Consider the following 25,297-nt stretch of genomic DNA (forward strand, 5'->3'; position numbering starts at 1 on the left):
CGAACGCTCATGATTTATCTGGACAATCATTCGACGACTCGCTGCGACACTGCGGTCGTCGATGCGATGTTGCCCTGGTTGACCCAGGAATACGGGAACCCACACAGCAGCCACGCCGCGGGGATTGCGGCCGCGGACATCATTGGTCGATCCATCGCCACAGTGGCTGGCCTTGTCGGTGCGAAGCCCGACTCGATCGTTTTCACCAGCGGCGCGACCGAGTCAAACAACTTGGCGATTCGCGGCGTGTGTTTGCATCCTCGCCAAAAACGCCGCCACATTGTGACTGTCACGACCGAGCATCCGGCGGTCTTGGATGTGGTCGAGGACCTGAAACGAGACGGGTTTCGCGTCACCATTGTCCCTGTGATTCAAAGCGGTTCGCCCGGCGCCGGCATCGTCGACATCGATCGATTGGCCGCGGCGATCGATGACGATACGGCCATCGTTTCGGTGATGGCCGCGAACAATGAAGTCGGCTCGATCGCCCCAATGCGAGCGATCGCGGATCTGGTTCATGACCGCGGCGCAGTGCTGCACTGTGACGCGACCCAAGTATTGGGCCGCTCGCCGATCGACATCGCGGCAATGGATATCGACTTGGTCAGCGGTTCGGCGCACAAATTTTATGGGCCCAAGGGAATCGGTGTGCTGGTGGTCGGCGGAGGCGATCGACGTATCCGGTTGCGGCCGCAAATCGTTGGCGGCGGCCAGCAACGAGGCATCCGAAGTGGCACGATGGCACCGGCGATGGCTGTCGGTCTGGCGCGTGCCCTCGAAATCTGTACCGAATCGATGGACGCCGACCGAGTCCGTATTCGGGCGATGCGAGACACGTTGTGGCAGCGACTGTGCGACGGCATCGCGGGCATCGAATTGAACGGGCCCGCGCTCGGTGGCGACGATCGGTTGGCGGGAAACCTGAACTTTCGACTGCCGACGATCGAGGGCGAATCGTGGATGGCGGCGGCAGCCGAAGTCGCGTTCAGCACCGGGTCGGCGTGCAGCAACGTTGATCCGACGCCCAGTCATGTGTTGATGGCAATGGGGTTGAGCGAGTCCGAAGCACGGCGGAGTGCCCGGTTTGGAATCGGGCGGTTCAACACCATGGATGAAATGGAACGGGCGTCCGCGATTCTGGTCGAGGCCCGAGATCGGCTGGCGAATCTGGCTTGATGCGAGCTTCGCCAAAGCACGCACATTGCCCGTTTTGTTGGGGCCGCGTTCCACGGTGCCAATTGCCCACAGAATCTCTCTTTACCCCGTCGCCGGGTCGCCGTTAGGATTGGCGTGAAACCTGAGAGAGAGGCTGCGCGGATGGCACATTAAACTCTCTCAGTTCCAAAACGTCACTGAAGGATACAGCGATGGGCGGAGTCCCGGTGCTAATGTTGATCGCCTCCATGGGCATGGGGATCACGTACGGATGGCAACCCGATGAGAGCGGCGACGGTGTGGAATACATCGTTCAAGTACCGCCCTCGGAAATTGATCAATTGCGGCGGATCGGTGAGATCAGCAGTGCGATTGATCCGCGCGTGCGCGGCCGAGTCAGCAAAATCGTGATTCGCGTCGGCGACGGCCCGTTGCCGCGGAAAACACCGCTCGGCACGGTCGCCCAATCGGACGTTTCGCCGATTCCAATCCCTCAAATGTCGAATCCAGCCTCCGGCGATGGCGTGCTCACCTCGTCCGCCCAAACAACTTTGATGAAGCCCGATCCTCAATCGGGTTCCACAGGTCAGTCCGGATTCAGTTTCCCAAATTCGCTGCCCCCGTCACTCGCCGACATCCCCGATAACGCTCGCAAGAACTTCGACCAAGCCGGACGCGAGATCGTTGACCGGGCCGGAGAGCAACTCAAACGCGCTTTTGGCGGTGGAAATGCGAACGCCAATGCGGCTGCCGCTGGCGCGGATCCTAGATTGTCGGGCGTGGTACCGCCGCCAGCGACCCGGTCTCGCACAGGAAGCAATTCATCGTTTGAACCGCCTGCGTTCGTCGGGCCTCCCAATTTGGGCAACAACCAATCGGGACAGGGTTGGCCGTCCACATCGCCCGCGACCCGAGACAATTCGTGGGGAGATCCCTCGTTGGCGTCTCGGAATGGTTCGCCGTCGACGAATCCGGCGGCACGAGATGCTAATGAAACCAATCCGTTCGCGACGACAGGCCTGCGTTCGACCGATACCTTTGGTCGGCCACCGGCTGGACTTTCGACACCCACGGCCTACGGTCGCGATGTTCAAGCCAACAGCAACCCCGCCGCTCGCAACCCCGCGACGCCGCAGCCAACCCAGTACGAACAGTTGCTGGCTGACCAGCGTGCCCGCGAGTTGCAACAGCTAGCAATGGACGACGCCGCTGCGAGAACTCGCGCCACGACAACGAGTCCACGACCGGGCTACGAATCCGTTTCAGGTGCTGCTCCGAATCGCCCCGATTACCGCGAAGCCACCAGCACGACGCCCGATTCAAGATTGTCGACCGCACAGGTGAACGCGGGTGCTTGGTTCGTTGACGAAAGCGAACGGATCTTCGACACCCGACGCAATTTGATGCCCGGCGAACGATTGGGATTGGCGAGTTCCAGTTTCGGTTACCCGGCGAGTACTTACCCGAATTCGAGTGCCTACCCGAATGCGGCAAGTCCACCTGTGGATCCGCGCTACGCGACGAATAGCACCCAGTCACGCCAGCCGCGGACTTACGATTCGACTTCCGTCGCGCCGCCCGCGTTTGCCAGTCCTTCGGACCGAGATACCAATGGGCAATCAAGGCAAGCCGCGGACGATCGTTGGCCTCCTTCGCGGCCTGTATCTGCCCCCAGCACCGGTTACGACAATCGGCGTCCGGCGTACGAGACGGATCGAAGCTATGCTGACCGTTACCCCGAAGAACAATCATCGGCTTATCGCGAAAATCCGCCGGCAAGCCGTGCAGACTACGAGACGAGAACCCGCCCCGCTGCGCAGAATCCGGTGTCGACAACGCCGGCTGTGGGGACCAGCCCCATCAGCTTTGAGCCCGCGCCGGAGATCGCTGCCCAACGTTTGTTCAACGGTTTGCTACTGATTTCTTTCGTGGCCAATGTCTACTTGGTGTTCTGGCTCAAGAACCTAAGACTCCAGTTTCGTGACATGGTCGCCACGAAGCGATTGGCCGGAAATGGTGGCTCCGCCGCGTAGCTCTGACGAGCAGGGCGTCGTCGAAATATAAAATCGAGACGTTCGGGATAGCGACCTCCGCCAAGTTCACCAGCCTGGAGAGGGCCTAAGCATGCGCTGTGATGGGGGGTCGTTCTCCACGCGATGCCCCGCGCAAACAGCCGGTAGTCCGGCGTGAGAACTTCGAAAGCTCAGGTGACTCGACGGCGATCCGGTGCGGTTTTAGTCGAAAATACGCCCGGATCACTCCTTTCAATTGTCGGAATAGCTAGTCGTACACATTTTTTGATCGCAAAGAGGGTAGGGCATTTTGTCGCACTTTCGGCGCGCATTCAAATTGTGAACTTCAAAGTTTGCCGGCCGAAGAATCGCGGATTTATCGTCAAATCCGGCATTTTTGCGATACTTTCCGGTTTTTTTCCCATCCGCATCCGTCGTGTTCGAGCCCCACCCAGCGGGTATGGCTCTCCGGTTGACCGCCAGGCACCCCACATATTTTTGACGACTTCTACTCCACGTGGGGTACGAGGGATTGTCCTAGCGGTACAATTCAACAGTTCGAGAGTTTGCGTCTGAGATTTTCAATCAATTTCGTCACAAGCTTAATGACGGGGCCTACTTGGGTACGCGTTTTGAGTGAGCAGTCATTCGTGGCTGTCGCTGTCAAATCGCGTCGATTTCCAAGCTTGTCTATCGGCTCCCCATTGAGAGAAAGTGATTAAGTTTTGAGCTGCTACGAAGGTTGATCAGTTCTTTTGTAGCGTCATCCGAATTCAGTCCGGCGTGGTTTTGAAGCGGCGATGAGTGGTCTCACTCATTCCTGTCACAAGCGATCGCCATGATCTCCGCGTTCCCTACGCCCGATTACGAAAAGATTCGTTGGACAATTCGTCCCGGGGTATCCAGTTTTACCTGTGGCTTTTCTTCACACTTGGATAATGAAATGAGTAAGAAAATTTTGATTGTGGATGATCATGAGATCATTCGCTTGGGCGTAAAAGTGATGCTCGAAGGAACCGAATTGGATGTTGCCGCCGAAGCAACAACAGCCGCAGAAGCACTTGCAGCGGTCGAAAAGTCGACTCCTGATGCCGTGCTGATGGACATCCGAATGGAGGGTGGCGATGGGTTGAACGCGCTGGGGCGAATGAAGCTGGACCATCCCGATCTGCCAATCGTGCTTTTCTCCGCCTACGACAACCCGACATACATTGCCCGCGCCGTCGCGCTCGGTGCATCGGGCTACGTGCTGAAGTCGGCGACTCGCGAGCGTTTGATCGAATCGCTCAACACGGCAGTGGCTGGTGAGTCGGCTTGGACTCGGGAAGAACTTCGCCGCGTCACGGGAGCCTTGGCGACGCCTCGCTTGAGCCAGGACATCGAAGTGCCTTTGACTCAGCGAGAGAGCGAAGTGCTTCGCCAAATGGCACTCGGTTTGACGAACAAAGAAATCGCCAAGATGTTGGGGATCAGCTACGAGACAGTGAAGGAACATGTCCAGCACATCCTCCGCAAGATTGGGGTTAGCGATCGCACCCAAGCCGCAGTTTGGGCGGTCCGAAAAGACTTGGTCTAAGCCGGCGAATAGAAATCAACCGAATCCTGCACCTTTTCAGGGTTCGTGATCCGCGTGGTTGAATTTCTCTGCCGCTCGTATCGGTATCACGACTGATCCACGAAAAGAGGCACGTCATCACTGGCGTGCCTCTTTTTTTGGCTGCCGGCAAAGCTTCTTCCTAGCCGGTCACGCTGATTTGTCGCTCGCCGTTGCACCACAATTTGCTGGAAATCCGTTTGCCCGAGATTGACTCTGACGGACCACTTCGCGGTTAGCGGTCAATCGGTGTGGACCTGCCAACAATCGTGGTTGCTGATACAGGAATTACCCGATTCGGATCGTTCGATCCCCCTGCAGGCAAGTTGTTGAGTGAGCCCTTGGATGGCGCCGAACCCGCCAAAATCATCGATCCACGCTGTTGATCGGTCACTGCGTACTGAGTGTCGAGGTTGCCGACAACCTGCTCTGGCAGTTTGAACATTGCGCCGGTAGCGCCGTCGACGATCGCCCCGAGTCCGCCACCCAAAACCAAGTTACCAGCAATCCAGGGGTCAAAGCCCGCATTCAACGCGTGACGCTGACTTGTCGATTGCTCGCCTGCCAAAACGACCGAATATTTCGCGGGCAGAAATGGCCGCGACTTGGCCGGCAAAGTGATTTTCTGGGGCGTGACACCTTGGTGAACGATTTCGTTCTTCTGGTTGTAGACGGTGAAATAAGTCGGCGCCGGGCGGTTGTCCACCAACACCGGGTACTGACTCTTGCTAACCACCGTCGCGCAACCGGTGCTCAGCAGCGTTAAACTGGCCACACACGAACACGCGAATCGAATCATTGTTGTGGCCATCGATCTTAACTCTAAGGGGCAAATGTTGATTTCCACCTACCCGCTACCTTTTATCGGCCGTTTGCTTCAATACCACCTGTACAGAATCGCCTTGCGTTCATTGGCTTAGCCACCGTCCCTGCGAATTGGGCAAAGCGACGGCTTCATCGAGGGTCACCGTTCTTCGTCCGTACCAGGCATGGGTCATGCCCGCCGCGGATTGGCTCGAGATGCTCAATCAACTTTGCTCAGTCGTGGATGCTCAGGCGTCGATGCTGGGCCTTTTCGTACGCGACTTGCGATAGTTCACCGGCGACTTCGCCAACACACCAAAGTCCGCCCGCGACGGCGATCCCAAGAGGACCGGCGAGCGCGCCGACCGACATCGCCGTAGTGACGCCGACGGCGCGGCTGGCGTTTCTGCGACGTTTCGGATCGCGAAGCCCGACGTGGTGGCCCCCCGCTTCGGTCGCCCACTGGGCCGCATCGGCTACCAGCAACCAAGGTGTCGCGCCGCGAAGGACACTTTTTGCACTCAAACGAGCCGCGACGTGCATCGATGTCGTCGCCAGAGCTTTCGCGCCAACGGAACTGGCTCGATCGAAAGCGACGGAGACTTGGCGGCTCTCCCAACGATCCAAAACGCACCATGCCGCGAAATGTTCACAGTTGTGAAAGAGCAAGTTGTAGTTGCGGGATCCGATTTTGCTGATTGCACGTTCGACGGTCTCATCAATCGGCAATCGATCCCGGTATTCGACAACGTGCATCGAATCGCGTTGATTCCGTGTAACTTCATCCAGTTCGGTTCGCTTGACTTCGAACGTGGCAGCGTCACCCGAGGGGCCCGCGACGCCACCCCTGCCATCGGTGAAGTGGACAGCACTGCCGTCACCCAGGTCAATTCCGTGGTGTTGAAACCGAGCGACGCCGAACTGACGCCGCCAAACGAAAAAATGATCGCCGCGAGCCAAATGGATTTTCCTTTGTTTGGAAGCTACTTCGCTCGGTCGTTGCGAGTCTTGGTAGTCGAAGCTGAATTATAGCCCAGACGTGTTTGATAAGCCCCCGAAAAAGCCACGATCGCCAACGCCAGCAGGTACCCAATCATAAAAGCCAGGTAGAACGGTGCCGCATCCTGAAACGTGACACTTGGCGGCTTGCCATCAACCAACGCTCGCAGATTGGCTGGATCGAATTTGGCTTGCGCTAGCCCCAGCCCCAAACCGCCGAGGACCGCGAAGGATACGGCCGCAAGCGCCATCGTGACCCGGCGAAGACGCCGGTGATCCAGAAACGCGTAATTCACCGACGCCGCCATCAATGGCCCCAGCCCCCAGATCGCCACCGTGATGGTCCAATAGTCGACCTCGGCAACCGGCGTCGCGTAGTGGCGAATCGCCGTCAAAAGCGCCGCCGCGCAGGCTGTCGCCATGATCAAGTCCGACAAGCGAAACTGCCGACTTCGTTGATCGGAGATTGCTTCACCAGCCCGCTTGGTCGTCCACTTCGGAATATGGAAAAGCAGGAAAACAACACACTGCGCCAGGCCAAGGCCCCCGATGTTCGAAAGATGTCGTAACCAATCGTTGGTGCCAAGGAAGTTCAGGAGCATCGCTGCGACCCCAACAATCAAGACTCGCACAAAAAACTGGATCCATGGCTTGCCGATGCAAGATGCGATCCAGATGGCTCCCGAAGTCAAACCAAAGACCACCCCGATGCTGGCCAGGTCCAGCATCATCATGCGTTGGCTGGACAGTTGCGAGAAGCTAGTTTTCTCGCCGGCCCAGCGAAACGCCCATCCCTGCACGAGAGCGATCGCCACGGCAAACACCATCAGGACGAGCATCGATTGTGCGCCCAGTCGCGGTATCAGCACCGAATCGGATTCGGTGGTAACATTTCGGCGGGATTCCCTTGCACGCAACGCATCATTCCTGTGTCACAAGCGGTACACCCGATGCGGGCGTCTTTCAGTCGGCTGTAAGAGTCTGCTGGGCAACCCCAAGGCTTGGGCTTAGAGTTTTGAACCTAACACCACTTTCACTCAACTCGCGCATCTGAAGCTGATCGATTGAACATGGATGGTACCACCGAACCAATCATCGCGGTCATCGGGCACCCGATCGCTGGCAACCCGAGCCAGTTTGCGATCGAGCGGGCCCTGGCGGCCCATCAACTGGATTGGCGAGTACTATCGTTCGACGTCCATCCCGAGCACATCGCGGCAGCGCTGGAGGGATTTAAAGTTACCGGAATTGCGGGCGTCGTTATCGCACCGTCCGTGATGCGAGTCGCTGCCGATTGGTATGCGACCAAAACCGGAATGCCCGCGACGGCGATTGATTGTCTGTACCGCGATGAAGACTTGCAATTCCGCGCGACCTACGAGCAACAGGCCTGGGTCGATGGCATCATGGACTCACACGCACCGGCGAATCGACTTTGGATCGGAGACCGAGACGACACCCTGCCGATCAGTGTCGATAATTTTTCGGATGCGGACTTTGCCGCCAATCCGACGATCGAAACCATTGCCGCCGCAAACTTGATCGTCCTGGCCGGAAACGTCGGCGATATCACGAACCTGGATGTCGACGAGTGGCCGTCCAATGACGGGTCGACAGTGGTGGTCGACTTGACCGAAGAGCATCCCTACGAGATGGCAATCACCGACTTGGGATATCAATGGATCGGATGTCACCAGCGGTGGGTCGGCATGCTGTCACGCTGCTTCGAGCGTTGGACGGGCATCAAGCCGACGGACGAAGTGATCAGTGATGCGATTGAAGAATACCTCGGCGTTTAAGCATGTCAGAACCCCAAGTGAATGCATCTAGACTGGATTCGAGCGGCAACGAAATGGTGCTGCGTGATGATCACATCATCGAAACCGTTGCGACGCTTCAGCGGCGGATCGAAGACCGTTTTCCCAATGCCGGCTTAGCCAGTTTGTGCATGCGGTTGCATCAAGTCGCGTGCAAGGCAGCCGAAAAATCGGCTTCGATCGCCCAGCCGATTCGTTGGATTCGCGTGTTCGTTTACTTGATCGCGGCGGCGCTCCTGGGGTCCCTGGTGGCGGCCATCTACTTCGCGATTCAATTCGTCAACATCGACCCTGCGGCAATCGCGGAAGAGATTTCCGCGGAACCCGTTGGGGTCGTGTTTTGGATCCAAGCATTGGAATCGATTCTCAACGACATCATCTTTTTGGCCATCGCGATTTTCTTTCTGTTCAGCCTCGAGAATCGAATCAAGCGTCGACGCGCGCTGGCCGCGCTGCATGAATTGCGATCGATCGCGCACGTGATCGATATGCACCAGTTGACCAAAGACCCAGAGCGTTTCTTTCGCAAGAACAGCGATACCAAGCACTCACCCAAGCAAACGATGACGCCGTTCCTGCTAAACCGATATCTCGACTACTGCAGCGAGATGCTGTCGTTGACCGGAAAGATTGCGGCTTTGTACGTGCAGCACTTCGACGATGCCGATGCCGTCGCGGCGGTATCCGAAATCGAACAATTGACGAACGGCATGTCTCGCAAGATTTGGCAAAAGATCATGGTGCTTGAACAGTCTCGCGAAGCGCTCGACCGCATCGACGCCGAACATGCGACCGCCGCATCGAAGACACACACTGCGCCGGTGACGCCAGCAATGCCGCCCACATCGGATCCGTCCGATTCGTCGGTCCGCCAAGTACCGCGACGAAGCAAAGGAGACGCCTCTTGAATTCGCCCAAACGCCAACCGGTGACATCCGGATCTCGCAAGAAGTTGGTCGCTGCGGCCACGCAACTGCGTCGCAGCGTCGACGCGTTGACCTTTGCCGAACCGGTCACGCATGTTTACAACCCGCTGGGGTACGCCTGGAAAGCTCATCAAGCCTATTTGTCGATGGCGAATGATGCGGGCTCCCGCGTCGTCTTCTTGGGAATGAATCCCGGGCCATGGGGCATGGCTCAGACGGGCGTGCCGTTTGGCGAAGTGGCTGCCGCGAGAGACTGGCTAGGCATCAATGTCCCCGTCGATCGGCCCGACAACGAACACCCCAAACGACCCGTCGAAGGCTTTCAATGCGCCCGCAGCGAAGTCAGCGGACGACGATTGTGGGGGCTGTTTGCGGATCGATTCGATACGGCCAAAGAGTTTTTCGAGGACCATTTCGTCGTCAATTATTGCCCGCTTGTATTCATGGAATCGTCAGCAAGAAATCGGACACCCGACAAGCTTTCGCCTTCGGAACGTGAATCGTTGGACGCAATTTGCGACCGGCACTTGGCAAAGGTGCTAACCGCTTTGCGCCCCGAATATGCCGTAGGGATTGGCGCGTATGCGGAAAAGTCGATGCAGCGGGTCGTCGCGTCGATCTCGTGCGATGCCGTGGTGACTCGCATCCTGCATCCCAGCCCGGCGTCACCGGCCGCAAACCGAGACTGGGCCGGAACGGCCAAATCGCAACTGATCGAAGCGGGCGTTTGGAGATGAACGTAGGAACAGGCTGATCGATTTCGCCGCTGATGTCAGAGCGGGGATGTCAAAGCGGGATGGCACGACGATCGATCTCCCTTGCGTTACAATAAAAATCTCTTCTCTATCCATGCAAAAGTGCGGCCATGATCAGCGACGATCTCGAAGAGCTCTACAAGTTGTTGCGAGGTAGCCGTTCGGCAAACGCCGTTCTGGATGCTCGCGCCCTGATTCAAGAAAACAAAGCGGTCCTCGCCTTCGCCAAGCTGGTGGACGCGAGAGAGTCGTATATGGAGAGTCGTTCGCGGTTACTGAAACAAGTTCCCGAGGAACAATTCAAAGGCACTTCCAAGGAAGACGTGCGGAATCGAAAGGTGTTGCTTCGCAAGCAAGAAAAGACACACGAGATTCTTAAAGCCTTCGAAGAAGTGATGCCTTTGGTCGAACGCGTTGCGAAACGGGAGGAAGCCGCCGCGGCGGCGGAAGCGGTCAGCGTCACGGTCGATGAAATTGAAGATGAAGATGACGAACCCGAACTGGTCGTTTCGCCAGCAGACCCGTCGATCGATGATGATGATGCACCCGCCGACGACGAAGCAGTCGATGAACCCGACGCCCCCATTCCCTCGCGATTGGCAACATCAGCGGATATTACCCAGCGGTTTGTCGAAGCATTTAACGATCATGACGACGACGGACAGCTCGATCTGGTCAACGATGAATTCGGATTTCGCGAAGTCAACTCCGATGACGACATCTACCCCAGTGCGGTGTACTTGATCCGGTTGAATGAAAAAAACTTCTTGGTTCGGACGGCGCTGACAGCGGCCAGCGACCGCACGATTGAACTGGAAAGCGTGACCGACGAACGCGTCATCAAACCGTTTTCTCGCGAAGACTTTTTTGCTCTCGGCAAGCGTCACCGGATGGTTCTATTGACCAAATCGTTGATCGTCGAAGACTCCTCGTCATTCGATGACGACGATGATGATGAGAACGGCGAGCAGCATGTGCTGGACATGGCGGCGTTCGGCCAACTGTTGACAGCGGCCCAGCGCAGTGGCTTGGTCAGTGGCGCCGACCAAATCGGGCACGTTCGCGATCGCGAATTTCGGATGGAAAAATATGACCTGGCCTACCAGGCGATCGACGCAATTTTCTCTCGTTTCACGGCCGATGCCAGCCAGCGAGCTCAGCAGTTGGTCCGTGAAGATAACGACATCTCAGCGGGCCGATTGAAGATTTCCCCCAAAGACTTACAGGCGAAACGAATCCGCGACCGAATGCAGACCCAGGAAGTCGAACGTGCACGCCGTCGGTTCCAGGTCGTCCTGGAAGGTTTGCGAGTCCTCGGATCGGGCGTTAGCTGAGCCCTGGTCTCGCCTCAGACGATGATTATTCTGCGAAAATATCGTGCCAAAGGGGCTGATTGGCGTTGACGTTCTGCGTTCGGTTCGCCAAATTCTGGCCTTCGCAGGCGAGAGCTTGTTAGAAGTGGGAGAAGTTGCCGCCACCGGCAGTGTTTTGCTGATCGCCAGCCGCGTTCAGTTTCTGGTGGGCCGGGTGACTTCGCCAAACCACCCGACCAACGAAAGTCGTGACCAGATGGGTAAAAAATCCAAGCGCTATCGCGCTTCGCTTGAAAAGCAACCTAAGAACGCTCTGCCGCTCTCTGAAGCTGTAGAAGCACTTAAAAAATACGACTCGACCAAGTTCGACCAAACCGTCGAAGTCCACATGCGTTTGGGCGTTGACCCCAACCAGGCAGACCAAATCATTCGTGGTTCGCTGGTACTTCCCAACGGGATCGGTAAAACGCAGCGCGTCGTCGTATTCGCCAAAGGCGATGCGGCCAAAGCAGCCGAAGAAGCGGGTGCTGACCAAGTCGGACAAGAAGACTTGGCCAAAAAAATCAAAGACGGCTGGACCGATTTCGACGTTTGTATCGCCGCACCCGACATGATGGGTTTGGTCGGTCCTCTCGGCCGAGTTCTGGGTCCTCGCGGATTGATGCCTAGCCCACGGGCCGGAACCGTAACGCCTGACGTTGCGAAGGTTGTTGGCGAGTACAAAGCCGGTAAAGTTGAATTCCGAAATGACAAGGGCGGAAACGTTCATGCCATGGTTGGAAAGATGAGTTTCGACACGCCAAAGCTCGTCGAGAACATCAAAGCCTTCACGAACTTCGTCGAAGGTCTCAAGCCCCAGTCGGTCAAAGGGGCCTATGTTCGAGGGGTTGCGATTTGTGCAACGATGAGCCCCAGCGTCAGAGTGACCGGTTAGGCGAGGGTCCAGTGCGTTTCGTCGAGTGTGTTTCGGGATACCGAAGCCGTTTGATGGTCGAACGCAGAACGATTTTTGCCCGCTGAAATTTAGACCGAAACGATCCTGCGAAGTGAACCCAATCGATGAGTAAATACGTCAAAGAACTCGTTACACGCGATATCAAGCGTCGACTCGATGGAGTCGAAGATGCTGTGCTCGTAAAATGTGTGGGGATGGACGCCAACACAACCAACGAGCTTCGCGGCGAGTTGGAGAAGATGGACATCCACATGGTGGTTGTCAAAAACTCGCTGGCCCGTCGTGCCACCGAAGGCACTGGGCTGCAAAACGCTTTTGAAGGCGCCAGCGGACAGATCGGTGTCTGTTGGGGCTCGACCGACTTTGTTTCGCTTGTCAAAGTCCTTGTCAAACTTGACAAGGATAAAGAGAAGTACAACAAGTTCGTCGCCGATGGCGGCGTGATGGATGGCGAAAAGCTTGACGCCGATGGCTTGAAAGCTGTCAGCAAATGGCCCAGTCGCCAAGAACAAATTTCGATGCTGGTCGGCCAAATCCTTGGCCCAGGCTCCGGACTTTCCGGTGCATTGCTTGGACCGGGTAGAAAACTTAATAGCCAGATTAAAAAGAAGAGCGAAGGCGACGAATAGTTTTTGTCACCCAGCCGACCGTCCCCTACCAAACCACCAACTGTTTTTGAGGATTTAAAGATGTCAGAAGAAACCGCCGTTGCCGAATACAGCGCCGAAACCAAATCGATGGGCGACAAAATCGCCGAATTGACTCTGAAGCAAGCCAAAGAGCTTAGCGATTACTTGAAGGATGCTTACGGCATCGAACCCGCCTCCGGTGGCGGTGGAATGATGATGATGGCAGCAGGCGACGGCGACGGTGCCGCTGCGGCCGTTGAGCAAACCGAGTTCGACGTGATCCTGACCGGATTCGGCGACAAGAAACTGAACGTCGTCAAAGTTGTTAAGAACCTGACCGGCGCTTCGCTGATGGAAGCCAAGAAGATGGTTGAAGGCGTTCCTGCAACGCTGAAGCAAGCCGTTTCGAAGGAAGACGCCGAAAAGGTCAAAGCAGAAATCGAAGAAGCTGGTGGCTCGGTCGAACTGAAGTAGTTCGAGACCGACTTCCAGTCATCAACACGCACGTGACCCCGTTAGCCATTGCCGACGGGGTTTCTTGCTGCGCGGTCCGCTCGGCGTGTGTGGATACCCAAGCCCCACCAAGGCTAGGCAAATTCGCTAGCGTGACACGGTTCGTAGAGCATGCCCGATGCCGTGCGATCTCGAGCCTTTTACGGCTACCGAAAGAACGGCAACGCCGGCAGATTCGCGACTCCGACTCCGCCGCCCGTATTGGGCGCCAGGGCCTGGCCGTAGGTCGCTGATGGTGTCGGCATCAAGTCGGTTGCGGCCATTCCCGATTGACCGATCGTGCGGCGGGGCGGATCGCTGGTCATCCGCCCGACTGTCGTTGCCGCGATTCGCGGAGCGGTATACGTCGGCGATTGCGCGTAGTTCGCCCCCATCGGCTCGACCCGCTGATCGCTCTCGAGCGGTCGAAGGCGGGCTGCGATCGCATCGGACACGCCCGAGGTCGTGGGTTGGGGCGCGACGCGACCGATGGCCTCGTATTCGACTTTCTGTTCGCGATCCATACGCACGATCTGTTGTGGAACGTCGACCTTTCGGGTCTCTGGGATCCACTGCGTCTTGGACTGGGTCCGTTGAACGACTTCGTTTCGAGCTTCCCATCGTGTCTGCGGCACATGCTCGTACGCCACGGTCGGCTGCTGGAATGGGTTCCAGCGTCCGGTGACCCGCGGTTGCCAAACATTTTCGGTGATCGGCGTGTAGACGGTTCGGTTTTCGGGCCGGGTTTCGTGAACGGTCTTGGGTGTGAAGACCGTTTGTTCCTGCGAAACCATCTTTGTTTCGACGACGGGTGTTTCGATCGTCTTGGCGACCTGGCGATAGACAATGCCAGTCGCGGGATCGGTATAGTACCCTGGCCCTGATTGGGCCAGCGCCGACGTTGATAGGATCGTGGTTGTGATTGCAGCAGCGGTGATCGAAAATCCGCGCATGACAACCCGAGACGAGATCCGAGTTTTCATGGCAATCCTTTCGCCTGGTACTGCGGACAAACGGTTGTGAGCAACGAGGCAGAGCCTCCAGACCCAAAAATCGACCAGACACGCATCCCAAACTGAGTGAAAATCGATGTTAGACCAAAAATTGATCTCGCTACTTCGCTGTCCGATCGACGGAACGCCGTTAAAAGAGGCTGATAGCTCGATCATTGACCGGGTGAATCAAGCGATCGCCGCAGGAAGTCTTCGAGACCGACACGACCAGAAAATATCTCGCCCCGTTGATGGGGGGCTGGCCAACCAGTCACAGACGCGAATCTATCCGATTCGTGAGGGAATACCCAGCTTGGTGGCCGACGAGGCGATCGACTTGTGAGCAGAATCCAGTTTCAAGTTCTCGATCACGTTGCCAATCACAGCGGCGCCTACAACCAATCGCCTTCTTCACCGCGCGGGTCGCTACACCATTTGGTCAGCGATTCGACGACCATATCGCGTTCAGCCGCGCCGGTCCAAAGCGAATCGTCGACATCCAGACGGACTTCGTAGTCGCCTTCGTGCATACAGTCCGGCTCGCCACAAAAATGGGGCACATCCGCCACCCAAACGATGCGGTAGAGCGGGACCTGCTTGTCGTCGATTCGGACCAGCGGTGAATCCATGGTGTCTTTCAGTGAATGGGAAAAGCGGATCGAGGGAACGCGGCTTCGCGGCTACGACTTTCCAAGCTCGCGGCTTCGCTTGGCCGCCGCCGCAACGGCTTCGATCACCGTACCGCGAAACCCATTGTGTTCCAGCGAAGCCAACGCAGCAATGGTTGTACCGCCGGGGCTGGCCACAGAATCCTTCAGCTCGCCGGGATGCCGGCCCGTTTCGGCGATCATTTTGGCCGTCCCCAGTACCGTTTGCGTTGCCAGCTGCATGGCCAATGGCCGCGGCAACCCCGCCAATACGCCGCCATCGGCCAGCGATTCGACTAGCAAGCACACGTACGCCGGACCGGACCCGCTTACCGCGGTGACCGCATCCATCTGGCTTTCAGCCACTTCGACAGCAATGCCGACGGCACCCAACAAGGTTTGCGCCGTATCCCGATCAGCATCCGTCACGGCGGCGGCACAGCAATATCCGCTGGCCCCCGCGCCGACCAAGGCCGGCGTGTTGGGCATGACACGAACGACCCGTCCATGACCGATCCACTCGATAAGCGATTCAAGTCCGATCCCCGCGGCGACCGAAAGCACCAACTTGCCATCCCAGAATTGCGGTTTCTGCTTTGCTACCGTCGCCATGATGTACGGTTTCAACGCCAAAACAACGACATCGGCTTCTGCCACGGCGGTTGCTAAATCCGTGATTGCGATGTCGCCATGATGATCGGCCCACCAGGAACAGCTTTCCGGGTTCGGCTCAACCAGCCGAATCCCCTCACTTTGAAGGGTTTTGGCGGCCAGCATCCCGGCCACCAAGGCACGTCCCATTTGTCCGCCACCGACGAGAGCTAGTTTGAGCGATGAATTCATGCGGGAGCTTTCGATTCTTCAGTTTTTGAGATCTGAAGTTTGAAATTTGAGATTCGATTCTTGTTCGTCGAAACCGGTCGGCATCACCAGCTCGGAATTGACCCTAGGATCGACCGGCTCTAAATTGATCGGTTTTTCCGATTCCGAACACCCCTGAAAAAAATGACATCCATGAGTGCGGACGACTTCAACGTGGACGAAGCCATTGCCAAAGCCAATACGTTGATCGAAGCGATGGGCTGGATCCGCAGTTTCCGAGGGAAAACAACGGTCATCAAGCTGGGTGGCAGCCTGCTGGATGACGAATCGGCCCTGATGCACATCCTGTTGGATGTCATTTTCATGGAATCCGTCGGGATGAAGCCTGTCGTCGTCCACGGCGGTGGCAAGGCGATCAATCGAGCTTTGGCCGAATCGGGGATCGAGCCCAATTTCATCCGTGGCCGTCGCTACACCGACCAGGCGACGCTGGAAGTCGTCTCGCGAGTCTTGGCGGGCGAATTGAACGTCGGCTTGACGGAAGAAATGGAGCGATTGGGCGGCCGAGCCATGAACCTGTCGTTCGACACCACCAACGTGCTTTTTGGCGAGAAACTGCCGACAGAGGACGATGTCGATTTGGGGTTCGTCGGCCACGTCACGCGCGTCGACCGCAGCGTCATCGAAGGCCTTTCGTACACCGACCAAGTCCCCATCATCCCGTCGATGTGCATGGGCGAAGACGGGCAGCGATACAATGTCAATGCAGACACCGCCGCGATGGCGGTCGCCCAGTCGTTGGGCGCCGAAAAGTTGGTGTTTCTTTCCGACGTTAACGGCGTGCGGACCGACAAGGACGACCCGAGCACGATCATTCACACGCTTTCGGCGGCCGAAGCGAGGCAACTGATCGAAGACGGTGTGATCGCCGGCGGCATGATCCCGAAAGTCGAAGCGTGCTTAGAAACGCTTGGTCGCGGCGTCCGCAAGGTTCACATCGTCGACGGTTCGATTCGCCATTCGCTGTTGCTGGAAATCTTCACGACCAACGGCGTTGGAACCGAGATTCACCAGTAGGCGACGCGCGACGCGGTTTCGTTTTACCCTTTATACATTCCGGATACCTTTATGAGCGATACGAACGACGACGAATCGCTCGCCCCGATCGATGGAGCCGAGTTTCCCCAACTGGAGGACGCCGTGATGGGGCCAGCCAATGAACCGGAGCCGGAAATCGAAACGGGAGCGGAACCCGATGCATCCGTTGCTCGACCATCCCCGCGTAAACGCTTCACCGGACGCGCGATCGGAATTCGCCGCGGCGACGCAAACGGTTACGAGATTGTCGACGCTTTGGCGGGCCGTGCTTCCGTTTTCGGCTTCGGCTTTGATTCGACTGCTGATGCGATTCGATCGGTCGCCGATCAGTACTTGGGCGACGCGTCGGCTTGGCAAGATCGTGGCAATCATTCGCCGTCGTCTTTGTCACTTCGTGATGCGTTTGGTGAGTTCTTGAAACCGTTCGGCGGCGTCCAAACCGATTCGGTTTCGCTCGCTTCTTCATCCGACGCGGCGATCGAACAGATGCTCGCCAACGTTCGCCATCGTCACGGCGGAAAACGCTATCGCACCATCGCGATGGTGGGCAGCGACCACGGGCGGACCGGCATGTGCCGAACGGCCAGTGGTCGACCGGAACTGCACGACGGCTTTGGTCCAATGATGGCCGGTTTTGCCCACGCACCGACGGGCGATTTGGCGGCCATCGAGTCGATGATCGACGACAACACGGGCTGCATTTTGTTGTGCCCGATCGACTTTGCCGCTGGCGCTGTCGCGTGCGAGACGGGGTACTTGAAAGGCCTACGACGACTTTGCGATCAACATGACCTGTTGCTTGCCGTCGACGAGACCCAGTTGATGTTTGGTGCGTCCGGATCGCCGCTCACTTGGACATCGATCACCGACGTGCCGGCCGATATGTTCGCGGTCGCAGGCGGATTATTCGCGGGCATGTCCGGCGGTTTGGTTTTCGCAAACGAACGAAGTACCTCGCGACGTCCTGCTCACTCGATCGACAATCCGCTGCTTGCCGCAGTGGCGGTGCAGACGATCGAATCGATGTTCGAACATGATTTGCTGGAACCGTCCGCCGACCACGCAAGAACGTTTGCAATCGAGTTGGCAGAATCCATTTCATCGTTCGAGTTTGTCCGTGACATCCATGCGACAGGCATGACGATCGGTGTCGAAACGGACATTGAATCGACCGACGTTGTCGCTGCCGCGACCAAGCAAGGCTTGCGAATCGAGTCGGCAGGAGACGTTGGCATTCGCATCCAATTGCCATTGGCTCTAACGCCAGACGACCGAACACAATTCCTATCACGTTTCGCATCGACGCTGGGCGAACTCGAACAATCCACCGCAAACATGAATGCTTAGAACATGATGCAACATCTTCTCACACTCTTTGAACTCTCGCCAAATGATCTCAATCGGATCTTGGATGTTTCCAACGAGCTGAAAAAGCGATTGGCGGTAGGCGATCGACCTCCGATTTTGGAACGGCGAATGTTGGCGTTGCTGTTCGAAAAGCCGAGCCTGCGAACACGCGTCAGTTTTGAAACCGGCATGGTCCAATTGGGCGGCGCAAGTTTGTTTCTGGGCGACGACGTGGGTTGGGGCAAGAGAGAATCGGCCCGCGATTTCACTCAAGTGCTGGGTGAGTTCGTTGACTTGGTTGTTTGCCGCGCGAAATCGCATGACCGCGCCGAACAACTGGCCAGCTTCAACGCCGTCCCGGTGATCAACGGGCTGACCGATTTGTGTCATCCCTGCCAAGCACTGGCCGATGTGTTGACGATCCAAGAATCACTTGGAACGCTCACGGGAAAACATCTGGTCTTCGTCGGCGATGGAAACAACGTTGCCCAGTCGTTGGCCCTGATCTGTGCGATGTTGGACATGCCGTTCACCTTGGCGTGTCCAAACGGATACGAAATGGACGCGGATTGGCTATCGCAAGTTGCCAAGGCGTACCCCAAGGCAAAGATCGAAACGGTTCGCGATCCGATGACCGCAGTGAAGACGGCGGACGCGATTTACACCGACGTCTGGACCAGCATGGGCCAAGAAGCCGAATCGGCGATTCGCAAAGAAGCATTCGCGAATTATCAAGTCAATGAAAAGTTGATGGGCGCGGCGCTCTCTCACACCCGCGTGCTGCACTGCTTGCCGGCGATTCGCGGCCAAGAAATCACCGACGACGTCATCGACAGCGGGCAAAGCGATGTCATCCGTCAAGCGGGCAATCGCATGCATGCCCAAAAGGGTCTAATGGTGTGGCTACTCAACCGCCCCTGGATCGACAAGAACGTCGCTTAAACCGGGTGGCAGCGATCGGCAAGTCCGACAACCAATTCACCGAAAACAAAAAGCCTCCCATGCGCCCCGCCGACCAACTTCGCGAAATTGAAATCCAATGCGGATACCTCGATTCGAATCCGGCAAGTGTCCTGTACCGCTGCGGACGAACGATCGTTCTTTGCACCGCGTCGATCGAAGCCAAAGTGCCGCCGTGGTTGGAAGGTAAGGGCAAGGGCTGGGTCACGGCCGAATACAACATGCTTCCGGGCAGCACCAGCCCGCGAAAACGGCGAGATCGTGATGGCAAGGTCGATGGTCGCACGACTGAGATCCAGCGGTTGATCGGACGTAGTCTGCGGTCGGTCGTTGACATGAAGGCGCTGGGCGAAAACATGATCACGGTGGACTGTGACGTGCTGCAAGCCGATGGCGGCACGCGTACCGCGTCCATCACCGGGGGATTCATCGCTTTGGCCAAAGCGATCGAGATTGCGGTTCCCGGTTCGACAATCGGCAACGGACCGATCACCGATTCGGTTGCCGCGATCAGCGTCGGATTGATCGACGGCGAAGTCAAATTGGACCTCGACTATGTATTGGACGTCGCCGCCGATGTGGACATGAATGTTGTGATGACCGGCAAGGGTCGCTTCGTCGAGATTCAAGGGACGGGTGAAGAAGCCACCTTCGACGATTCCGAATTGGCCGAACTGCTGCGACTTTCCAAGAAGGGCATCGTCGAATTGACGGCCAAGCAACTCGCAAGCATTCAATCGCATGGCCGATAAAAACCAAGAACTGTTTCCCGAGACAAAGAAACTGTTTCTGCTTGACGGGATGGCGTTGTTTTATCGCGCCCACTTTGCGCTCGTTCGAAGCCCGCGAATGACATCGGCGGGTCTTTGCACGTCGGGCGTGTTCGGCATGGCCAACACGGTCATGGATATTTTGGCCCGTGAAGAACCGACCCACATCGCGGTTGCGTTCGACACATCGGAACCGACCCAGCGACATATCGATTACGAGCCCTACAAGGCCCAGCGGGATGCGATGCCCGAAGACATGTCGCAACAGCTTCCCTACATCGACAAACTGTTCGATGCGATGAACATCCCTTCGATCCGAATGCCCGGATACGAGGCGGATGACATCATCGGAACGCTGGCTCACCGCGCCGCCGGGGAAGACTATCGAACATGGATGGTCACGCCCGACAAGGACTATCACCAATTGGTCACCGAGGACGCGGTGGTTTACAAACCCGGTCGTCGTGGTGACGAAGTCGAGATACTCGGCGTCAAGGAAGTCCTGGCCAAGTGGGAAGTCGAACGAGTTGATCAAGTCATCGACATTCTTGGATTGATGGGTGATTCCAGCGACAATATTCCCGGAATTCCGGGAATCGGTCCCAAGACGGCCCAGACGTTGATCGCGAAATACGGCAGCGTCGAAAATCTGATCAAGCATGCGTCCGAGTTGAAGGGCAAACAACGCGAGCGGGTCGAACAGAACGTGGACATGGCGTTGCTGTCGAAAAAGTTGGTCACGATTCTGTTGGACGTTCCGGTCGCAGAATCGTTGGATTCGTTCGCACGACAACCGCAAGACATCGAAAAGATGAAAGCGTTGTTCATGGAGCTCGAGTTCGATTCGTTGGGAAAAAAACTGTTCGGCAAATCGTTCTCGTCCGCGACCACGCGAGCCCAGGTCATTCGCGAAAAACGCGAAACGGAAATTCAAGCCACCTTGTTCGACGAACCCGTCGACGAAAAGACGATCGATGACGTCCGCCATGTTTACAAGGCGATCACCACGGCCGAACAGCGTGCCGAGCTGATCCAAGAATTACAGAAGCAACCCACGATCTGTTTCGATTCCGAGACGACGGGATTGGATCCGCGTACGGCGCTGCCGTTGGGCTTGGCGTTCTGCTTCAAGGCGTCCGAAGCCTACTACGTCGTCTGTCCGCCGGATCTGGATGAGGCGCGAGGTGTGCTTGGCGAATTCTGTTCGATTTTCGAGAACGAATCGATCGGCAAGATCGGTCACAACTTGAAATACGACCTGACACTGTTGAAATGGAACGGCATCGAAGTCCGCGGCGAACTGTTCGATACGATGCTGGCGCACTCGATGAAAGAACCCGAGATGCGACACGGCTTGGATTACTTGGCCAAGCTGTATCTGGGTTACAAACCGATCTCGATCAAAGAGTTGATCGGCGAAAAGGGGCCCGACCAGAAGAACATGCGAGACGTGCCGATCGAGCAACTTTCCCAGTACGCGTGCGAAGATGCGGACGTCACGTGGCAAGTCGCCCAGGCGTTGCGTCCCGACATCGAAGCACGTGGCGTCGCAAAGGTCTGCTATGAAGTCGAGTGTCCGTTGACGCCCGTGCTGGTCGACATGGAATTCGAAGGCATTCGATTAGACACCGCGGCACTGGCGATCTTTTCAAAGAAATTGGAAGTCGAAATCGAGGACCTGCAGGCACAAATTTTTTCGGCCGCTGGGCATGAGTTCAACATCGATTCGCCAAAGCAGCTTGGCGTCGTGCTTTACGAAGAATTGGAACTCGAAGCGAACCCGAAAAAGACAGCCACGGGTCAATACTCGACCCGTGAGGCCGAATTGGAACGATTGTCAGGGCGTCACGAGGTCATCGCCAACGTTCTGGATTATCGCAACGCTCGGAAGTTGAAGTCAACCTATGTCGATCAACTGCCCAACGCGGTGAATCCAAACACGGGCCGGCTGCATACGCATTACAGCCAATCCTGGACCGCGACGGGGCGGATGCAATCGAACGATCCCAACTTGCAAACGATTCCGGTACGAAAAGAACGGGGCCGTGACATAAAAGCGGCGTTCGTTGCTCGCGACGACGACCATTTGATTTTGAGCGCCGATTATTCGCAGATTGAATTGCGCGTGATGGCCGAACTGAGCGGCGATCCCGGCATGCTGGAAGCGTTTCAATCGGGCGAAGACATTCACACAGTGACTGCTTCGAAGGTCTACAAAGTGGACGTCGCCGATGTGACTCGCGAAATGCGAGATAAGGCGAAAACAGTCAACTTCGGCATCATCTACGGCATCTCGGCGTTTGGGCTGCAGCAACGTTTGAATATTCCGCGTGCCGAAGCCAGCGAGTTGATTCACAATTACTTTGAAAAGTATCCGGGCGTTCAAACTTACATCGACAAAACCATCGCCTTTGCCAAAGAGCATGGTTACGTCGCCACGCAAACGGGCCGGCGACGCTATCTGCGTGACATCAACTCGCGAAGTCGTACCGTCGTCGCGACAGCCGAGCGGTTGGCAATGAACAGCCCAATCCAAGGCACCGCCGCCGACATGCTGAAGCTTGCGATGATTCGAACCCATCGTGCATTGCGCGAAGGCGGCTTTGCAACAAAGATGGTGCTGACCGTCCACGACGAAATCGTCTTCGACATGCTGGCCAGCGAGCAGGACACCGTGATGCCGGTGATCGAAGAAGCGATGAAAACGACGCTTCCGATGACGGTCCCAGTCGTCGTCGAAATGGGCGTTGGAAAGAACTGGCTCGAAGCCCACTGATCAGCCTAAAGATTGTGCGAGTAAAAGTTCGAGGTTCCGAGACGCTCGCATCTCGGCATGCAGCAATGTATCCGAGCGTTTACTTCTTCTTTTCCAAGCCTTGATTGGTGATCAACGAGACTCCGAGGCCGGTGCGGAACTCGGGGTTGATGATCGACTCGGGAACATTCACGGTTGAGAAGAAACCGATATCGGGTGCCTGAGCTTCATCGACCTTCCGCTGCAATGATTCACCCTCAGCGATCCGGACCACCGGCGGCACACCACTGCTCGATCGTCCGCGCCACGCCGGTTGACCGTCGATGGTAAGTTCGATCGTTGATAGATACGGTTGAACGGATGCTGATTGAACCGGCGCGGCCGGGGTCTCGGGTTGCCCGCCGTATGGCGACGAGCCGCCGAATCCCGGTGGTCTTCCGAACCCCGGCGGTGGACCAAAACCGGGTCGCGGACCGAATCCGGGTGGACGCATCCCCGACGGGCCACCGAATCCCGACATCGGGGAAGAGCCGAATTGATAACGCACGGTTTGCGATGGCCCTCGTTTTAATTTAGCGGACAACACGTTTTTCGACGCATTGTCGATCGTCCAACCGTTCCTTTCCGCTTGATCGACCAAGGCAGTTTGAATCTGGTCACTGTTTTCAATCGCTTGGACATCGATACGCACTGAATCACCGCGATCAAAAACGATCAGCTCGTCGCGTTTCAAATACTTGACGTAACCGGCCGCATCGTCCCCCGGAAGTCTGACCGCACCAACGCCAACGCCCGTTTTGGTGCGACCGGCATGAATGCCTCGTTCGACTCTTGACTGGGCGGACGCAGCGTAGATCAAGTGACCGTCGACCGTCCGGCGCACCCGGTCGTCACCGACGCTCCGGGTCGAAACCCCATCGTCGAATTCGTATCGCCAAAGCGGAATGCCGCGTTCCAGACTGAACAACAGCATCTCGTTGCCGGTCGTCGACAAGCAGACGACGTCGCTATCGAGCCAATGAACCGTGGTTGTCGTCGGCAAATCCATAAATCCAACATCGACGGATCGCTGTTCGCTTTGGCCAGTGATGTCAACGGCCAGCAGACTGCTGTCCAACAATATCAAGACGTGCTTGCCATCATCGGCGATGGCGAGCGAACGAATCTCGCCTTCACATTTCACGGTTGAAAGTTCGGTGCCGGCAATCGGGTCAACTATTCGAAGACTTCCCGATTCGGGAATCAACAGATAGCGTCGCCCCGGTGACAACTCGGGCGTCGGCGCTTGGGCCGACTGTTGTGTCGCGGTCCAAATCGCTTTTCGTTCGGCCGCGTTCCAGGCAACCAATCTACGTTGCGAGTCGCGAAAAATGACGACTCGATCACTGGCAAACCGCGCCCAGCTTCCGTCGCCGCTGCCGTAGTGAGCTTTCGAGGCCACGTCGGAACCATACCAACTGATCTTCTGTTCGGCCTGGGGCATCGACGGCGAACTCTTCCAAAGCGTCAAGATCGGCTTGTCCGTTCCCGCGTCATAGGTCAACGCCATCTGCGACGGCGCGTGGTAATCCTTCAATTGGATCGCGGGCGGCAGCGGATGCATTTGAGTCATCTGCGCCTTGCGGATCGAAACCCACATCAAACGCGTCGGCATTTTGTCTTTCACTGACGAGAACGTATTTTCGAGTGACGCCAGCAACCACTGGTCCGAGCCGCCCAGCGGAATGATCGCACCGACTTTGTCAAAGAAGTTGCCGACCTCGAACGCTGCACCGCCTTCGGCGAGCTGCATCGAAGTTCTTAGCGGGTCGGCAGCAATTGACGCGGATACCGAACCGGATTCGGCAATCTCCGTTGCCGTCGACAAATCCATTTCGACGACGCTGCCACGATGAGCCCCCGGCGCCGTTGGCGCAACCGCACCTAACTTTTTCGCGAACGCTTGATCGACGGTAGACAATCGCTCGAGGGGCACCGTGATCTCTTTGCCCAATTCCGTCCTCAGCGTCAATTCAGTCGCTGTGACGCGGATCGGCGCGGCGATGACCGAGAACTCTCCTTCGCCTGCTTTCCAAACGCGAGCGTGTGCCAGGGCATCTTTCTCGTACTCTCGGCGAACCGCGTTGACACCGAACCATCCCTCTTTCAACGAAATGAATGTGTACTGGCAATAAATGCCTTTTCGACGATCCGTGTTCAACACGCGGGCCGGCCGCCATTTGCTCAGATAGTAGACTTCGACTTCTTCACCCGGTTCAAACGGCAGATCGGCTCGAATCGCAATCGATGTACCGAAGAAGACGAAAACGGAAACGATCAATACCCGAAACATGGGACCAAGAGTTCGTGGAGAAAATTGCGAGACCGCCCACCGCTGGGTGAAAAACATGCGTTGTTACGGATCTGTACCAATCTTAGTAGCAAACCTGACAGGAAAAAACGCGGTAAACTAAGA

Annotated in this window: 23 protein-coding genes; 16 read left to right on the forward strand and 7 right to left on the reverse strand. The window is 56.9% G+C overall.

Features of this window, described 5'->3' with window-relative positions:
- The first annotated feature begins 9 nt into the window (after positions 1–9).
- The 3 genes from Poly51_RS15170 (at position 10) to Poly51_RS15180 (ending at position 4,743) form a co-directional block, all read left to right on the forward strand.
- Entirely contained in the window at positions 10–1,176 is a 1,167-nt protein-coding gene (locus Poly51_RS15170; RefSeq protein ID WP_146458660.1) for a cysteine desulfurase family protein, read from the forward strand.
- A 191-nt stretch (positions 1,177–1,367) separates the two neighbouring features.
- A complete protein-coding gene (locus tag Poly51_RS15175; protein WP_146458661.1) occupies positions 1,368–3,188 on the forward strand; it encodes a hypothetical protein in 1,821 nt (606 codons plus the stop codon).
- Positions 3,189–4,110: 922 nt separating this feature from the next.
- Positions 4,111–4,743: a response regulator gene (locus tag Poly51_RS15180; protein ID WP_146458662.1), complete on the forward strand. Its 633-nt coding sequence runs from the start codon at positions 4,111–4,113 to the stop codon at positions 4,741–4,743.
- Between the two features lie 253 nt (positions 4,744–4,996).
- Here the strand turns inward: Poly51_RS15180 and Poly51_RS15185 are convergent, their stop codons facing one another.
- The 3 genes from Poly51_RS15185 to Poly51_RS15195 form a co-directional block, all read right to left on the reverse strand.
- The gene (locus Poly51_RS15185) at positions 4,997–5,572 is read right to left on the reverse strand and encodes a hypothetical protein (RefSeq protein WP_146458663.1); all 576 of its coding nucleotides are present in this window, start codon (positions 5,570–5,572) and stop codon (positions 4,997–4,999) included.
- Positions 5,573–5,799: 227 nt separating this feature from the next.
- A complete protein-coding gene (locus Poly51_RS15190) occupies positions 5,800–6,525 on the reverse strand; it encodes a lecithin retinol acyltransferase family protein (RefSeq protein WP_186775579.1) in 726 nt (241 codons plus the stop codon).
- A 23-nt stretch (positions 6,526–6,548) separates the two neighbouring features.
- Positions 6,549–7,433 carry a hypothetical protein gene (locus Poly51_RS15195; protein ID WP_146458665.1) on the reverse strand — a complete coding sequence of 295 codons (885 nt, stop codon included), beginning with the start codon at positions 7,431–7,433 and terminating at the stop codon, positions 6,549–6,551.
- 201 nt (positions 7,434–7,634) lie between these two features.
- Between Poly51_RS15195 and Poly51_RS15200 the strand changes: the two genes are divergently transcribed.
- The 7 genes from Poly51_RS15200 (at position 7,635) to rplL (ending at position 13,433) form a co-directional block, all read left to right on the forward strand.
- The gene (locus tag Poly51_RS15200) at positions 7,635–8,363 is read left to right on the forward strand and encodes a hypothetical protein (protein WP_146458666.1); all 729 of its coding nucleotides are present in this window, start codon (positions 7,635–7,637) and stop codon (positions 8,361–8,363) included.
- Between the two features lie 17 nt (positions 8,364–8,380).
- Positions 8,381–9,289, forward strand: a complete 909-nt coding sequence (locus tag Poly51_RS15205) for a hypothetical protein (RefSeq protein ID WP_246114525.1) — start codon at positions 8,381–8,383, stop codon at positions 9,287–9,289.
- Entirely contained in the window at positions 9,286–10,044 is a 759-nt protein-coding gene (locus Poly51_RS15210) for a uracil-DNA glycosylase family protein (RefSeq protein WP_246114526.1), read from the forward strand. Before Poly51_RS15205 ends, Poly51_RS15210 begins: the two co-directional genes overlap by 4 nt.
- 128 nt (positions 10,045–10,172) lie before the next feature.
- Entirely contained in the window at positions 10,173–11,396 is a 1,224-nt protein-coding gene (locus tag Poly51_RS15215) for a hypothetical protein (RefSeq protein WP_146458667.1), read from the forward strand.
- Positions 11,397–11,631: 235 nt separating this feature from the next.
- Positions 11,632–12,309 carry a 50S ribosomal protein L1 gene (gene rplA / locus Poly51_RS15220; protein ID WP_146459172.1) on the forward strand — a complete coding sequence of 226 codons (678 nt, stop codon included), beginning with the start codon at positions 11,632–11,634 and terminating at the stop codon, positions 12,307–12,309.
- Positions 12,310–12,434: 125 nt separating this feature from the next.
- Entirely contained in the window at positions 12,435–12,959 is a 525-nt protein-coding gene (gene rplJ / locus Poly51_RS15225; protein ID WP_146458668.1) for a 50S ribosomal protein L10, read from the forward strand.
- A 60-nt stretch (positions 12,960–13,019) separates the two neighbouring features.
- Positions 13,020–13,433, forward strand: coding sequence for a 50S ribosomal protein L7/L12 (gene rplL, locus Poly51_RS15230; RefSeq protein WP_146458669.1), 414 nt, complete (start codon positions 13,020–13,022; stop codon positions 13,431–13,433).
- Between the two features lie 185 nt (positions 13,434–13,618).
- On the opposite strand, the gene Poly51_RS15235 is transcribed toward rplL, so the two are convergent.
- A complete protein-coding gene (locus Poly51_RS15235) occupies positions 13,619–14,434 on the reverse strand; it encodes a hypothetical protein (RefSeq protein WP_146458670.1) in 816 nt (271 codons plus the stop codon).
- Positions 14,435–14,540: 106 nt separating this feature from the next.
- Between Poly51_RS15235 and Poly51_RS15240 the strand changes: the two genes are divergently transcribed.
- Positions 14,541–14,786, forward strand: coding sequence for a Trm112 family protein (locus Poly51_RS15240; RefSeq protein WP_146458671.1), 246 nt, complete (start codon positions 14,541–14,543; stop codon positions 14,784–14,786).
- 49 nt (positions 14,787–14,835) lie between these two features.
- Here the strand turns inward: Poly51_RS15240 and Poly51_RS15245 are convergent, their stop codons facing one another.
- On the reverse strand, positions 14,836–15,072 hold the full coding sequence (locus Poly51_RS15245; RefSeq protein WP_146458672.1) for a hypothetical protein: 237 nt from the start codon (positions 15,070–15,072) through the stop codon (positions 14,836–14,838).
- A gap of 51 nt (positions 15,073–15,123) precedes the next feature.
- Entirely contained in the window at positions 15,124–15,933 is an 810-nt protein-coding gene (proC, locus tag Poly51_RS15250; RefSeq protein ID WP_146458673.1) for a pyrroline-5-carboxylate reductase, read from the reverse strand.
- 192 nt (positions 15,934–16,125) lie between these two features.
- On the opposite strand from proC, the gene argB reads away from it, so the two are divergent.
- Genes argB through polA form a run of 5 tightly spaced genes read left to right on the forward strand, consistent with a single transcriptional unit; the run spans position 16,126 to position 22,863 of the window.
- The gene (gene argB / locus Poly51_RS15255) at positions 16,126–16,989 is read left to right on the forward strand and encodes an acetylglutamate kinase (protein ID WP_146459173.1); all 864 of its coding nucleotides are present in this window, start codon (positions 16,126–16,128) and stop codon (positions 16,987–16,989) included.
- A gap of 51 nt (positions 16,990–17,040) precedes the next feature.
- Positions 17,041–18,357: an aminotransferase class III-fold pyridoxal phosphate-dependent enzyme gene (locus Poly51_RS15260; protein ID WP_146458674.1), complete on the forward strand. Its 1,317-nt coding sequence runs from the start codon at positions 17,041–17,043 to the stop codon at positions 18,355–18,357.
- Positions 18,358–18,363: 6 nt separating this feature from the next.
- Positions 18,364–19,299 carry an ornithine carbamoyltransferase gene (gene argF, locus Poly51_RS15265; RefSeq protein WP_146459174.1) on the forward strand — a complete coding sequence of 312 codons (936 nt, stop codon included), beginning with the start codon at positions 18,364–18,366 and terminating at the stop codon, positions 19,297–19,299.
- 59 nt (positions 19,300–19,358) lie between these two features.
- Complete coding sequence (gene rph, locus Poly51_RS15270; protein WP_146458675.1) at positions 19,359–20,069, forward strand: ribonuclease PH; 711 nt, start codon at positions 19,359–19,361, stop codon at positions 20,067–20,069.
- Positions 20,059–22,863: a DNA polymerase I gene (gene polA, locus Poly51_RS15275; RefSeq protein ID WP_146458676.1), complete on the forward strand. Its 2,805-nt coding sequence runs from the start codon at positions 20,059–20,061 to the stop codon at positions 22,861–22,863. The genes rph and polA overlap by 11 nt, the downstream gene beginning before the upstream one ends.
- A gap of 79 nt (positions 22,864–22,942) precedes the next feature.
- On the opposite strand, the gene Poly51_RS15280 is transcribed toward polA, so the two are convergent.
- Positions 22,943–25,174 (reverse strand): PQQ-binding-like beta-propeller repeat protein, encoded by a 2,232-nt coding sequence (locus Poly51_RS15280; RefSeq protein WP_186775580.1) that lies wholly within the window; start codon positions 25,172–25,174, stop codon positions 22,943–22,945.
- Positions 25,175–25,297: the final 123 nt, after the last annotated feature.

This window comes from Rubripirellula tenax, from assembly GCF_007860125.1.
Classification (GTDB): Bacteria; Planctomycetota; Planctomycetia; order Pirellulales; family Pirellulaceae; genus Rubripirellula; species Rubripirellula tenax.